Source organism: Paenibacillus qinlingensis (genome assembly GCF_013204845.1).
GTDB classification, from domain to species: domain Bacteria; phylum Bacillota; class Bacilli; order Paenibacillales; family NBRC-103111; genus Paenibacillus_E; species Paenibacillus_E qinlingensis.
Map to the genome: position 1 here is coordinate 69399 of NZ_JABMKY010000009.1, position 14177 is coordinate 83575.

11 protein-coding genes are annotated in these 14177 nt (G+C 45.3%); 4 read left to right on the forward strand and 7 right to left on the reverse strand.

Annotated elements, in window-relative coordinates:
- Positions 1–445: 445 nt before the first annotated feature.
- Both HQN88_RS17910 and HQN88_RS17915 read right to left on the reverse strand, forming a co-directional pair.
- Positions 446–1600, reverse strand: coding sequence for a glycoside hydrolase family 88 protein (locus HQN88_RS17910; RefSeq protein ID WP_173114909.1), 1155 nt, complete (start codon positions 1598–1600; stop codon positions 446–448).
- 24 nt (positions 1601–1624) lie between these two features.
- Positions 1625–4138 (reverse strand): glycoside hydrolase family 2 TIM barrel-domain containing protein, encoded by a 2514-nt coding sequence (locus tag HQN88_RS17915; RefSeq protein WP_173114912.1) that lies wholly within the window; start codon positions 4136–4138, stop codon positions 1625–1627.
- A 126-nt stretch (positions 4139–4264) separates the two neighbouring features.
- Here HQN88_RS17915 and HQN88_RS17920 point away from each other — a divergent pair, with 126 nt between their 5' ends.
- The 3 genes from HQN88_RS17920 (at position 4265) to HQN88_RS17930 (ending at position 7041) form a co-directional block, all read left to right on the forward strand.
- Complete coding sequence (locus tag HQN88_RS17920; RefSeq protein WP_173115195.1) at positions 4265–5146, forward strand: AraC family transcriptional regulator; 882 nt, start codon at positions 4265–4267, stop codon at positions 5144–5146.
- Between the two features lie 121 nt (positions 5147–5267).
- The gene (locus HQN88_RS17925; protein ID WP_173114915.1) at positions 5268–6254 is read left to right on the forward strand and encodes a GNAT family N-acetyltransferase; all 987 of its coding nucleotides are present in this window, start codon (positions 5268–5270) and stop codon (positions 6252–6254) included.
- Between the two features lie 112 nt (positions 6255–6366).
- Complete coding sequence (locus HQN88_RS17930; protein ID WP_173114918.1) at positions 6367–7041, forward strand: DNA-binding response regulator; 675 nt, start codon at positions 6367–6369, stop codon at positions 7039–7041.
- Positions 7042–7283: 242 nt separating this feature from the next.
- On the opposite strand, the gene HQN88_RS17935 is transcribed toward HQN88_RS17930, so the two are convergent.
- Positions 7284–9119, reverse strand: coding sequence for an LTA synthase family protein (locus HQN88_RS17935; protein WP_173114921.1), 1836 nt, complete (start codon positions 9117–9119; stop codon positions 7284–7286).
- A gap of 55 nt (positions 9120–9174) precedes the next feature.
- Positions 9175–9633 carry a CBS domain-containing protein gene (locus tag HQN88_RS17940; protein WP_173114924.1) on the reverse strand — a complete coding sequence of 153 codons (459 nt, stop codon included), beginning with the start codon at positions 9631–9633 and terminating at the stop codon, positions 9175–9177.
- A 206-nt stretch (positions 9634–9839) separates the two neighbouring features.
- On the opposite strand from HQN88_RS17940, the gene HQN88_RS17945 reads away from it, so the two are divergent.
- On the forward strand, positions 9840–10259 hold the full coding sequence (locus tag HQN88_RS17945; RefSeq protein WP_173114927.1) for a MarR family winged helix-turn-helix transcriptional regulator: 420 nt from the start codon (positions 9840–9842) through the stop codon (positions 10257–10259).
- A gap of 203 nt (positions 10260–10462) precedes the next feature.
- Here the strand turns inward: HQN88_RS17945 and HQN88_RS17950 are convergent, their stop codons facing one another.
- The 3 genes from HQN88_RS17950 to HQN88_RS17960 form a co-directional block, all read right to left on the reverse strand.
- Positions 10463–11341, reverse strand: coding sequence for a carbohydrate ABC transporter permease (locus HQN88_RS17950; protein ID WP_173114929.1), 879 nt, complete (start codon positions 11339–11341; stop codon positions 10463–10465).
- An 11-nt stretch (positions 11342–11352) separates the two neighbouring features.
- Positions 11353–12327, reverse strand: coding sequence for an ABC transporter permease (locus HQN88_RS17955; protein ID WP_173114931.1), 975 nt, complete (start codon positions 12325–12327; stop codon positions 11353–11355).
- Between the two features lie 113 nt (positions 12328–12440).
- Positions 12441–14102, reverse strand: a complete 1662-nt coding sequence (locus HQN88_RS17960) for an extracellular solute-binding protein (protein WP_246320304.1) — start codon at positions 14100–14102, stop codon at positions 12441–12443.
- Positions 14103–14177 lie beyond the last annotated feature (75 nt).

Genomic DNA, 14177 nt, shown 5'->3' on the forward strand with positions numbered 1-14177 from the left:
TTACATCACACGATCCGCGCACAGACTATCCTGTAAGGCCCCAATTGGGCCTTACAGACGGTCGGTCGAACGCGCTCACCTTCGCAAACCGTCACCTGTAACGCCCAAATTAGGCGTTACAACACACGATCCGCGCACACGCTATCCTGTAAGGCCCCAATTGGGCCTTACAGAAGCCCGAACGCGTTCACCTTCGCAAACCGTCACCTGTAACGCCCAAATTAGGCGTTACAGCACACGATCTGCGCACACGCTATCCTGTAAGGCCCCAATTGGGCCTTACAGACGGTCGAACGCGCTCACCTTCCCCAATTCGTCAGCTGTAACGCCCAAATTAGGCGTTACAGCAAACGAACCGCGCACACGCTTGCAGCATGGGCGGCGTGCCTAGTAATTTCGTAAAAAAGGAGCTAAGCGCGACACCGCTTAGCTCCTTTTCGCTATCCTAGAATATTCGCTGCCTCCAGCCCTGCAGCTTAGCAAGCGCTTCAACGTAATAGTAATCGCCATAGATGAGCGATACGTTCACATTCTGGCCAGCAGGTTTATTTCCTGTTCCCTCGCGTAGAATCGCTTGGTGTTCAGGCGTATCCCACGTACCGTAATTCACCGTAAGTGACAGCAGCATCCGTTCTGCTGCTCGGAGATACATCGCACCTTCGTTGGCTGGCAGGAAAGCTGCAAGGTCAATCAATCCAGAAGCCGCGCAAGAAGCGGCCGATGTATCTCTTGGCTCGTTATCCAGCGAAGCATCTGCACGGAAATCCCAGTGTGCCACGTAATCTTCTGGGAGACACGCCAGGAAGTAATTCGCCACACGTTGAGCTGCTTTTAAATACTGTGTGTCTCCCGTGAAACGATACACATTCACCAATCCGTGCAAGGCCCACGCTGCGCCTCGGCTCCAAGCCGATTGCGGGCCAGCACCTTGACCGCCAAGCGATTCAATTAACTCGCCCGTCTTCGGGTCAAAGCTCAAGATATGGTTCACGGAGCCATCTTCCCGGATGAACTTCTGAACAACCGTATCGGCATGTGCTCTTCCGATATTTTCAAATCTCGGATCCCCTGTAGTCTCGGCCGCCCAGAATAAAATGGACAGATTCATCGTGGAATCGACGATCGACCAACCTAACTTATCTTGGTTCCACGCGCGAAGGAAGTTACCTGCAATGTTAAATCGGCCTGCCAGGAAATTAGCTGCTTGCAACCCCCGACGCAATCCATCCTTATCACCCGTTAACTTATGTTTAATGACCGCAGTCGGCAAATATTGAAAACCGACGTCATGATGAAAATTATTATCTTGAATACTTTTTTGCTCGAACTTGCCATCCCACTCCCAAGCTGCTTCCTTGTAGTGTTCTTTGCCTGTCATTTCATGCATAATCCAAAGAATTCCTGGCCAGAAACCTGACGTCCACCAATCGAACCGCATATCATCATAGATACCGTCATCATTCGCAACATGGGGGGATTTGTCCCCAATTTGCTCCATCATGCGATCAACCTTCACTTGCAGCTCTTTCCATACATCAGGCAAAATGTCCCCAAGTTTCTGTGCATTCTGCCAGTTTACAGCATCCTTAAGTTCACTCATTTTATTATCCTCCTCGAAGTGGGTTTACTTCACAACTTCTATGATTGCTGTTACCGTAGACATACCTTCACATGCAGCGCTGACAACAGATGTATATTTTCGCTGAACATCTCTGTTCCCTTGTGATAAGGAAGCCAATGACGAAGCTGGACCACCTGCACTCACAAAATCCGTAACCGTCATGCCAGCAGGCAATCCGCCTGTAGGATCTACATAGATTCCCGCACGACCACTAGCAAGCTGAACCTGTCTCGATCCGCGAATGGTACCGAGATTGTCGAGCAGCTTCCCATCGCCAGTTAATCCAAATCGAACAAACCTAGCCCCATCAGGACAAAAAACACCTTTTGCATCATACGCACCAACTTCTACGTAAACTCGTCCATCCTCTAAAATTTCTGTCGTTACTTGAATCTCGGCAGGTTCACCCCACGCGTCCGATTGATATGTGAATTGCAGTTCATCGTTCACAATCTCGCCGGCTACAATGGCTACCGCACGCACATGATACTCACCAGCAGTCAAATCCACTTCCCACCGAAGACCAGCACAAGGGAAATCTTGCGAATCGCGTTGCTTCACACCTAAGCTCTCCCCATTAAGAAATAGCTCAACTTGTTCAGCGTTCGAGTACACTTTGATCAACTTTCGTTCGCCCTCCATGCCCCAGCGAATCGGCATCGTATGACCATAGATACGAACCATCGGCTTCTCTGACCAATAAGATTGGAACACATAAAAAGCTTCTTTCGGCGTCAGATCACGCTCAACAATCCCCTTCATGTTCAAATACGGTATCGGTGAATCCGGCCGTACCGGTGTCGCAAAATCCTTGAAAGACCATTGCGCTGCCCCCGTCAACCAATCCATCTTCTCCTGCGATTTTAAATACCAATCAATCATTTCGCAGAAATACGTTTCCGACCAATCTCCATCCCGTGATACGCGAGGTTCGCCACCCGTCAATAAGTAATCCCCATCACGCTCATCCGTGACGCCATTCGTATTGGTCATAAAAGCAAAGCCCGTGAACGGTTTCTCCACATGCCGAGTTGGCAAATTGTCTGCTCCCCACTCCATGTGAAAGAACGAGTCCACATTCTCAAAAGCCGTCCGACAACTTGATTCATAGTCGGTATACACGCCACGATACCAACCTGCCCAAATGGAAGGTGAATACACGTCGATAATATCCTTGCAAAATTCACATCGGCGAATCGCAGTTAATCGACTTGGGTCCAGCTCATGGGACAGATCATGCAACACTTTCATAAAAGCACGAATTTCCTGCTGATCAAAATGATCGAAATCGCACTCCCAATCATTCTCATTGCCCAGTCCCCATAAAATCACGGATGGATGGTTATAATGCTGTTCAATCATCGCCGTAAGCATATCGATGCATTGTTGACGATACTCCGGACCACCTAGACCGCCGCGACACCAAGGAATTTCCTCCCAGACGAGAATACCCAGCTCATCACATAGATCCAGCACGATGCGCGACTGTTGGTAGTGCCCAAGGCGGATGAAATTCGCTCCCATCTCCTTAATGAGCTGCATTTCTTCACGGATCATGTCTTCCGTCATTGCCGCCCCAACTGCTGCGTGATCCTCATGTCGATGCGTACCTCGCAGCAAAAGACGTTCGCCGTTCAGCTTAAATGGACCTTGCTTCACAAATTCAAACGTTCGGAAGCCGAACCGCTCTTGACTTGTTGTTTCTCCATCCGCACAGACGAGAGCAACGGAGCAGTTGAATAAATAAGGGTCTGCGACGGACCATAGATGTGGATTCTCAACCTCCAAGGTCGCAATCTCCTTCTCACCCTGCCAAACCGGCAAGGAAATCTCCTTTTGACCGACAATGGTTCCATCTTGCTGCTTCAGCACAATTGTTAGCTTAATGTTCTCCGCAAGCTGGTCCGGATTGTACAACTTAGCTCGCACTTTGACTTTCCCGCTTCCAGCTGTTGGTGCAGACAAATTATCCACAATCGTCTCCACATGCACCTGAGCCAATGAAATCTGTGGCACATAGACAAGGTTCACATAGCGATACACACCGCCATACAGATTGAAATCACTCGCATCCGAAGGAATCGTCTCCAGTTCTCGGCTGTTATCACAAGCGATCGCGACGGGCACACGCCCTGCATATCGTTCAATCTCCTTCGAACGCGCTATCGCTTCCGAAATATCCACCGTGAACTCGTCATATCCGCCAAGGTGGGAATCCACCTTTTCGGTATACACATACACATCCGTGCGTTGCCCTGCCCCTTCGAAATGCAGCAGCGTTCTCCCCTTCGGATAAGGGTTATGTACTTCTAATTTGTTCCGGTACCAGCCTTGTCCTTGATAATATTTATGATCGGGATCCATCACATCTGTCCCGTTGTACGTGTGTGGAAGCGAAACCGATTCCCATGGCACATTATAATGATTTTGCAGCTTGTCTGAACGCCATACCTCCCAAACTCCGCCTAAGGATCCGCGATAGTGCTCCCATTGCTCATTTAAACGCTGTTTCAACATCTTACATGTCTCCTCCTAGTTGCGCATTCACTTGTCTACATCGTATCAAAAAAAAGCCCGAAAAAGTTTAGGCCTCTTATGATAAAATGTTGTTAGAATACGATGAGGTGATCCCCCTTGAAGCTAATGAATTACTTAAACTTAAATGTGCATCCCGTGCAATTATCGTTTTTCAAAGATCGGACAAACTCATTCGAAGAAGTGTATCACGCCCATCAGGGTATGGAGCTCCTCGTCGTCCATGAAGGCACTGGGTTTGTCGTAATAGAACAACAAATTGTCGAGCTGCAGCCTGGCACGATTTTCTGCTTCAGACCGTTTCAGCTGCATCGCATTCGGATTCATAATCTACCTCAAGATACGTATATCCGCTCGCTTTTCGTCCTGGAGCCCGCTGTCCTAGAGGCCGCATTCTCAGCTTTTCCAACGCTATGCGAGTTCCTCATGAAGCTGTGGAAAGATCCGCATATGCCGCAGGCATTTCACAGTGAAAGTCTTCCGGAGCTTGAAGTCTTATTGCGAAGCTATATGCCTCGACTGGATGCGGCCAAGGAACGAGGGCCTGAGCGACTGCTGGAAGAGCAGACACTCTTCCTCACGGCATTCTTACACCAGCTACGTACAGACTCCGAGAAACGTACGGATTCTGTACCTCATCTATCAGGTAGGAGCTCCTCAACAGCCGAGCGAATGCTCGCTTGGATTGAAGCGCATTACATGGAGCCTTTCAAGCTCGATGAGCTCGCCGCAGCTGTTCACCTAACACCCAACCATGTATCTGCTACCTTTCATCAATCCATTGGTAGCACCATTACCGAATACTTGACTGCGCGCCGGATCCGACAAGCTTGCTGGCTTCTGCGAACAACAGATATGTCCGTTCAAGATATTGGTGAGGCTGTTGGTTTGGGGAACTTCTCCTACTTCTGCCAACTATTTAAGAAGCATGTGGGGTTCACGCCCTATAAATTCAAAGGAATGAGTGCCTATACCATTTTCATTGAGTGATGCGCACGGGATCAGAATCTAATTCAGAATCTTTAGTTATATCCAGACTTTACCATGAGATCCGGCTCTTAGCATGTGATAATGACAACATGAGAAACTAAGCCTAAATGGAGGTTATAACGTGCCTAATTGGATTATTCGAAAATTACAGCAACCAGACGATTTTAAAGCGGTTGCGCCGCTCCTAAATCTGATCTGGTCGGAGCCAACAACAGCGGAACAGCTAAACGAAGACGAGGACAAAATTCCTCCTGGCCAGCTGCACTACAATGAAAAAGGAGAGTTGATGGGATGGGATCGTCCCAAATGGGTCGTAGAAGACGAACATGGATATATTGTCGGATACGCGATCGCATGGCGAGCTCCTTGGACGGAGCCTGGGGCACTGATCTATAACCTGATCGTAGACCCAGAAATACGTGGAAACGGTGTAGGGAATACCCTGTATGAGGTACTTAAACAATGGGCAATTGGAGTCAAAGCATCACGGCTCATCGGCTATATGAAAGAGAGCGACGAGAGGTCCTTAGCTTTTGCAGAACGTCGCAAACATGTGAAAGAGCGCCATTCTTTCGAATCCGTTCTGGAGTTGGCAACGTTTGATGGCGGTACTCTCGAGGCATCCATTCAAGATGCCGAACGTGCAGGGATTCAGTTTATTACCTTGGCGGATGAACCTGGGGAAGTCAGTGAGAGGAAGCTGCATGAGCTATATAAGATCACACATCCGGATATTCCAGGCTACTCCGGGGACTTTCCATGGTTTGAAGAATGGAAAAAGTGGAGTATCGCGCAAAATGGCGTGCGCCCCGAATGGATCCATATCGCCAAAGATGGCGAACGCTATATTGGTGTCGTAACGCTGCAGCAGAACGAGCAAACACGTGCTATGTATCATGAATACACTGGAGTACTCCCAGAATATCGAGGTCGGCGAATTGCACTCGCCTTAAAGATGCTCGGCGTGCAAACTGCTCGTTCCTATGGAGTGCCTTATTTGAAAACACACAATGATTCCATGAACGCTCCTATGCTGCGCATTAACCGCGATTTGATCGGCTTCCGCGCTGAGCCTGGAAGTTATAAAATGGTGTGCGAACTTCCGTGACAAATAGCCTCTTTTGCTCTATAGTAATCATTACATATCATTGCAGGTGAAGCACACCGCTCCCTCCCTACTTGGGGAAGGCGCGGTGTTTTTTGTCTTAGTTGAGGGGGGAATGTTCTTGGAACTATACGAATCATGGTTGGAAAAACAGAGGAAAAATCTAACTGGCGAAGCTCTCCGTCGATTAAATGAAGGACATGCTCACAATGAGAAGTTATTTGTACATGATCTATGGTTGCCTGCCGTCAGCAACTTAGATTTTTTGTATGCCGAGTACGAGGTTACCAATTTTCGGGATGGTATCTTCTATTTGGACTTCGCTTATATCAGACCACCTTATCTGATTAATTGGGAAGTCGATGATTTCAGCTCGCATGCCAAACATGTAACCCGTCGAAGCTTTGAGTATGAGCGCGAAAGACAAAACCAATTGATGCTAGACGGCTGGCAAATTTATCGTTTCCCTCTTGACGCGATCAAGGAGAAGCCGCGGCGCTGTCAGCAACTCATCCAGCAAGTGTTAGGAAAACTATACGGTGGCGGCGTGACCACGCAACTGAAACTTACATTAAAGCAGCGGGAAATTCTCCGATTCGCCATACAAATACAGAGACCTTTCATGCCTCAGGAGATATGTAATCTGCTTGGGATCAAAGGACAGCATGCACGGAAATTACTTCACGAGTTAGTCCAATCCAAGCTGCTGCTTCCTGCATCAGGTTCCAGTCGAGTTCGTACATATCGTTTAGACAATATGGCCGTGCAGCGGCATCATTTAACGTTATAGTATAACGCTAATTGGCTCCAACAGGCTCCCCAGCTGCAATTAACGTTACGCGATAACGCTAATACCTCCATATGCTGACGTTTTCTCAGAAATTAACACTTTAGCGTTACGTCATCACTTTATTCCGAGAAAGAATAGCAAAAATCCCAAGATAAGATGATACGATCACCATAACTTAATCCACAGGGCCGCCATTCGCGCGCAAGAAAACCGCCTTGCGTGAATTCGCGAGGCGGTTTAGGTTACTCAGGATCCACTCGATCGGGCAATTGGGATACATAACTATCGGATAATTGCAAAAGCTTCAACGCATGATTAAATTCATCTTCGGTTGCCGATTGGTGTTCGGCTGCATTGCCGGCAAGCGTATAATAATTGCCATCTTCGAACCCTTTGCCTGACATGAAAAGCTCTTCATTATTTACAAATGAGCCTGTTGGCAAGTAGTAACGTTGCGGCAATAAATTATAGGCCGTTTGGTTAAGTAAATCTTGACCAAAGTGTATATAGTCTGTCAACGGCACACCTAACAAGTTGGCTACCGTAGGTAGAATATCAATTTGACCACCGAGCTGCCTTTGCACTTGTGGTGTGGTCACGCCTTCTGATGCAATAATAAGAGGAATATTTATGAGTTCTTTTTCGCTATATTCATGACCTAGTATTTCCGTCATCAAGTGTTTGTCATCCGCTTTTAATGAAAATAAGGGAAGTCCGCGGTGATCACCGTACAGAACAACGACACTATTCTCCCATATCCCTCTTTTCTTCAAATCCTCAATAAACAATCCAAGTGCATAGTCCGCATAATTCTCTGCGCGAATATAATCTCCTACGAAAGTGCCTTCGTACCGCTCAGGCAAAGTCATTTTATATTTTTCTTCTGGTATGGTAAAAGGATTATGAGAGCTCATTGAGATTATGTGCGCGTAAAAAGGTGCGCCTTGATTTTGTTGCGATGCTAATTCTTCGGCTGTTTTCCTGTACAACACTTCATCGGACGAGCCATAGAAGAAAGCATCCTCATCTTTGAAAAATTGTTTATCATAGTATCGATCATAGCCAATGGCTTGATACAAATCATCTCGATTCCAGAAACCGACTTCATTCGTATGGAAATTCATTGTCGTATAGCCTTGCTTCTCAAGAAGCTTCGGAAGGCTGGGTAAATCTTTTTTTCCATAGACTTGTGTCGCGGCGCCATCCGGTGGTACGTAGTACGATGTGTTCACGATAAACTCGGCATCCGACGTATTCCCTTGACCAATTTGCTGATAAAATTTCGGGAAATAATAGCTGGACCCAGCCAACCGATTCAGGTTGGGAGTAATTTCTGTCCCATCAATGTTCAGGCCGATGAGGAAGTTCTGAAAGGACTCCAGTTGAATGATAATCAAATTCTTACCACTCGCTGCGCCATGTAACTTTGGTTCAACAACCGCTACTTTATTTTTCAAATCGTCGATGGCAGACTGTGTAATTTGATCCGGGCTGATGATTTCTTCTTTCTTTTGAGAAAGTAAGTTATACATCTCATAATTTAAAATGCCCATTTTGGATGCCTTCACATTTTCATTGAAGGAACTGCGGTTAGGAATCACGCTAAGTGCACAAAGTAATAAGGAGAAGCAAGCGACACTAGCGACGATTTTCATGCTAAGTGGCTTCCATTCTCTCGTTTTCGGCTTGAAAAATGCAAAGAAAGCAACAATCACGATATCCAAGAAAAACAGCAAATACTGGGGCTCAATCACAGAAAAAATACTCTTCTTGACTGCACCGACTTGCTTGGCTTGGGTTAGTACGTGATACGTAGCAATAACACCGAAATGCTTATAATAAATAACAAGTGCAAAAAACAAAACGGTCATAATCAGATCAACCGTGAGATACCAAGCTAGTTTATGCTTTTTCACAACATATTCAACCACGCAATACGTAATTAAGATCGCAGGTATTTCTGTCAAAAGAATCCTGGCCGATGGGCCTGTTTCAAATAAAATCATCCATGCGACATAAATTTTGATCACAATGAATAACGGAAATAAAAATAATCTATGCCTGAGCCGTTCCAACATAAGGATAGCTCCTTTCATTTGCACACTTTTATGGTGACAAAACATCAACTATCTACTAAGGTAAAATGGACTGGAAGGAATGCCGAATCACATCTCCCCTGCTAATAATGCCTACCAATACGCCTCTTCTTAGAACGGGTAGTTTTTTTATCCGCCTTTTCCCCAGAATAGCTGCGATTTGCTCAATATCCTCTTCTGCATCTACAGCAATCACCTTCTTCTGTGCTATTTTCATCACATTCAAAGGAAGTAAGTTGCGCACGCGATCTTGAAACTCATCATTATCGCCTTTGATCACAGCCGTGTAGAGATATGAACCAAATATATAATCATCATGCTTGCCGATATATCGCATAATATCCCCATCACTAATGTAGGCCACAACTTCATTCCGATCATTAACGACAGGAAGTCCACTAATTCGGTGGGTGAGGAACTTCTCAATAACCGCGCGAACTGTATCCCCTTCTTTTACCTTATACACCTGACTTACCATAATTTCTTTAGCTTTCAAATTGTGCCCTCTCCCGTCTACAGTTGCCTTCTATTCAAACAAGAAGTATGATGACACTATATACTTGCATTATACAACTATGTCGGATGAAGTCAATCCTTAAGAGACAGTCGATCACCCCTACTTTGGAAGATATTCAAATAAACCGGTGTATGTTACGATACAACCATAAATGATTGCAAACACCTAACAAAGAGGTCTCTATAATGACAAAAAATCCCGTTGAAACCATTGAAGTTGAATTAGGCATATTCATTCGCCGCTTTATCGCAGCAACTACAAATAAAAAAGTCGGCAATTTGGATCGTGCAGCTTACTTGTTGCTCCATCAGATTTCGACACATGGCTCCGCTGGTGTGAAAGCTTTAGCCGAAGAATTCCATCTCGATATGTCGACAATTAGCAGACAAACCGCTGCGCTGGAACAAAAAGGCTACCTCTATCGCATCCCGGATCCGCAAGATGGCCGCGCCTACTCCATGCAACTCACGGATAGCGGAACTGCGGAATTGGCTTTGAACAAGCAAGCTCGTTTGGAATATTTAACAAAGCATCTTCAAGATTGGACTTTAGAAGATCAACAAAGGTTCGGTGAGCTGCTGAATAAGTTCAATTGTACGTTTTAATTTTCTCCCTTATCCTAGGCATACTACCTCTTACGAGAAATAAACAGACTGGTTTCCATCAATTCTAACTATTTTTCCATGGAAAATGGCGTTCTTTTGCCCTTGAACAAAAACAAGAAAGTCCCAACCACATATGGTTAGGGACTATCTCTTTTTCATGCGGTTATGTTTTGCCATTTTAAACACCATACGGGATCGTTCGATTAACCTTTTATAGCTCCGATCATAACACCTTTCACAAAATATTTTTGTAAGAACGGATACACCAGTAATAAGGGTACCAACATGACGACAACCCCAGCTGAACGTATCGATTGTGGTGTGAGCAACTCTTCAAACTCCTGTGGCTGCAAGCTATTGAGACTTTGTAAGAGGGATTGATTTGCTATCATATTTTGTACAAGCACAGCCAAATTATATTTGTCAGAGTCATTAATATTGATCAATACACTCTGGAACACGTTCCAGTAACCTACGCCATAGAAGAGCATTAACGTCGCTAATACAGGCATCGAAAGTGGAAGCACAATTTGCCATAGCAATCGCCATTCACTACAACCATCTATCTGTGCAGCTTCACCTAATTCCTCTGGCATTTGTTCGAAAAAAGATTTTAAAACGAGCAGGTTGTACGCACTAATTAATCCAGGCAGCCAGAGTGCCCAATACGTGTCTATGATACCGAGTGAACGATTAACAAGAAAGGCTGGAATCGTTGGAATTCCGAAAAGCATCGTAAAGACGATCGCGAGCGTAAATCCTTTTCGCCAATAGAAAGTGACTTTAGAAAGAGGAAATGCAGCAAGAATCGTAAAGATCATACTGAACAAGACACCAAATCCTGTAATAACCACACTATTCTTCAAACATTGCACGATAGGAGTTCCTTCGATCAATGATTTGTAGGAGTCCAAATTGAAGCCTACTGGCCAAATCCCAACGAAACCAGAAGCGATAGCCGAGTAATCGCTGAATGACATGGACACGATGTTCATTAGCGGGATCAAACAGCTCATGCCAGCTAGCAGCAACAACGTAACGTTCACGGCATAAAAAAGTTTTTCCCCGAAAGACAAGCTCATGGTAATTCCTCCTACCACAACGATTGATTGAATTTTTGGGCGATACGGTTAGCGCTGACTACAAGAATGAGTCCGATTAGTGCTTCGAACAACCCCATTGCTGTCGTTAGGCTGTACATCCCGCCTTGAATTCCGATCGTAAATATATACGTACTAATTACATTCGAGACGTTGGAAACAACAGCATTCTGTAAGTTGTATACGTGGTCGAAACCGACCTCCATGACTTTCCCCATCGAAAGAATAAGCATGAGAATCATGATCGGTATAATGCCAGGAAGCGTGATATAACGAATCTGCTTCATTTTATTCGCGCCGTCCATACTAGCCGCTTCGTAAAGCGAAGGATCAATAGAACCTATTGCTGCCAAATAAATGATGGCGGCAAATCCCGCGTCCTTCCATATCGCAGATCCAAAGAAGATGCCAAGCCATGTGCTTACTTGATATAGGAATGGAACAGATGTCCCTCCCAATAATTCAATCAGCTTATTCACCACACCGCCCTGAGAGCCGAACAGCGTGACTACGATCCCACCCACGATCACCCAAGAAAAAAAATGGGGAAGATAGATCAGTGTCTGTATCGACTTTTTGAACCAAACCGTTCTTACCTCATTTAACATAACAGCAATAAGAATTGGAAAGGGAAAGCCAATGATAATATTAAAGAAGCTAAGGAACAGCGTATTGCGTATGATTTGCAGTGTTTGGGGATTATCTAACATCATTCTAAAGTTATCCAAACCTGCCCACGGGCTCCCCCATACCCCTTGCATTAAGTTGTATTGCTTGAACGCGATCACATTCCCAAGCATCGGCAGGTACCGAAATACAATAAAAAAAATGATGACCGGGATAAACATATACACCAGTTGGCGATTCTGCTTCCATCTCCTGGCATACGTTCTCCTGCGCATAGACTTTGCAGGAGTAACAGTTTCTCCGTGAGTTGATGCTGCATTTGCCAAATGATTGGTTTCCATAGCTCGCCCTCCTATCCACCTTCTTCAGGGCTTTCGAAGTCCATGAATGGACTTCGGCCATTTGACTATCAGCCGAAGTCCTTTTCACCAGCCTGAATTATTTATTTGTTTATTTATTTGTTCGCGTACAGCTTCACTGCATCTTCACCGAATTTGTACAAATCCTCAAGCAAGAAAGCATTCGCCTTATTCGTTTCATACCATTTGGCATAGAAATCGTCGACCTTAGCCCCGCTTGCTTTTTCCCACGCATCTTTAGCATCCTTATAGGCTTGTTCAGCCGTGTATGTTTTGCCGCTAACGATAGATCTTGCCCAGATATCTTTGATTGGTTGATCAGCATTCTTAACAATCAACGACAGCTCTTGAGATAATACCGGCAAGTATTCCGGCTTTAACGTTGGTATCGGACGCTCTTTGGACACGTAAGCAGCTTCGGATTGAAGTGATAATTCGCGAAGCGCCTTCAACGAGTCTGTCGTCTGCGGCTTCTGTGCACTGAACGAACACTTGCCGTACAGCAGCGTTGAAGCCATCATATTAAGGTCTCCCGTATAGGAGATTTCCTTCTTATTCTTCTCCGCATCAATCGGGTTGGGACATCCAGCCGCATCCTTATTCCAGTTAACACCTTCAAGACCATTCTGCAGTGTTCTTGCTGTTTCTGGTTTCATCATGAAATCAACATATTTCATAACAGCCTGCGGATCTTTAGCACCTGCATTGATAGCCCCAACCATTTGGATAGGACTACTGATGACTGGGCTAAACTGGCCAAATGACGATTTCGGAAGCTGCAGAATAGCAAGTTTGCCACTCGCATTATTTTTGACAAAAGCATCATAATCACTGGAGCTTATATCTTGAAAGAGATACATTCCGAGTTTTCCTGCCAGAAAATCCTGTTTTGCTTTTTCCCCATTTTTATCTGCTAAGAAATCTTTATCCGCCACACCAGCATCAAACAGTGATTTTTGGAAATCGATCGACGCCTTGAGACGATCCCATTCATGGATAAATTTATTCCCTTCAAAACGCCAAGCCACTTCACCATAGCCAAACATATGTGAAATAATCGAATTCGCATTTCCGCTTAGGTTAAGTCCAAACGTATCCCCTTTGCCGTTACCGTCAGGGTCTTGTGAGGCAAAAGCCTTAGCCACGTTAAGAAATTCCTCTGTCGTCTTCGGCATTGGCAGATTTAACTTCTGAAGCCAATCTTCTCGAATATAGACGCGATGCCCGGACGTAAGTGGATTGACTTTACCGAACTCATACAGTTTACCGTCATCCTTCGTCCCCAATTTCTTTAATTGCGGAAATTGACTCATGAGTTCTTTATACGTTGTGCTATATTTGGCAATAACATCATCAAGCGGCATCAGCATCTTCTGGCTGTACCATTGGTTACGATAACCTGTATCGTATTCTAAAATAAGATCAGGTGCACTGTTGGTTGCGAATAAGGCATTGAATTTCGGCAATGATTCCCAACGCGGTACAGTTACATATTTCACATCAGTTGGACCGTTCTTGTTAATCCACTCGATCCAGCGGTTTTTCTCCCAGTTCCCCTCTTCCGGCGGTATATTATTACGTTCATACACGGATGCTACAATTTTCCCTCTTGCCTCTTGCGTTGCGGCAGGCTTAGAAGACTCACTTTCTTTGGCAGGTGTCTTCTCACTTGTACTGCAACCGGATGCGATCATGCTTGTCAATAAGAAGACAGCCATTGGAGCAGTGAACCGTTGGTTCCATAAATGCTTTCTCATTCTTATCTAACTCCCCTCGTTATTCGCTTGTCGGAACGTTGTGCTCGGTTCCTATCTGCACTATAGCTTTCGACC

Bases quoted from the DNA above. Each gene is read 5' to 3' on its own strand.
- HQN88_RS17910 (WP_173114909.1), bottom strand. From the start codon at position 1,600: ATGAGTGAACTTAAGGATGCTGTAAACTGGCAGAATGCACAGAAACTT.
- HQN88_RS17915 (WP_173114912.1), bottom strand. From the start codon at position 4,138: ATGTTGAAACAGCGTTTAAATGAGCAATGGGAGCACTATCGCGGATCC.
- HQN88_RS17920 (WP_173115195.1), top strand. From the start codon at position 4,265: ATGAATTACTTAAACTTAAATGTGCATCCCGTGCAATTATCGTTTTTC.
- HQN88_RS17930 (WP_173114918.1), top strand. From the start codon at position 6,367: ATGTTCTTGGAACTATACGAATCATGGTTGGAAAAACAGAGGAAAAAT.
- HQN88_RS17935 (WP_173114921.1), bottom strand. From the start codon at position 9,119: ATGTTGGAACGGCTCAGGCATAGATTATTTTTATTTCCGTTATTCATT.
- HQN88_RS17945 (WP_173114927.1), top strand. From the start codon at position 9,840: ATGACAAAAAATCCCGTTGAAACCATTGAAGTTGAATTAGGCATATTC.
- HQN88_RS17950 (WP_173114929.1), bottom strand. From the start codon at position 11,341: ATGAGCTTGTCTTTCGGGGAAAAACTTTTTTATGCCGTGAACGTTACG.
- HQN88_RS17955 (WP_173114931.1), bottom strand. From the start codon at position 12,327: ATGGAAACCAATCATTTGGCAAATGCAGCATCAACTCACGGAGAAACT.
- HQN88_RS17960 (WP_246320304.1), bottom strand. From the start codon at position 14,102: ATGAGAAAGCATTTATGGAACCAACGGTTCACTGCTCCAATGGCTGTC.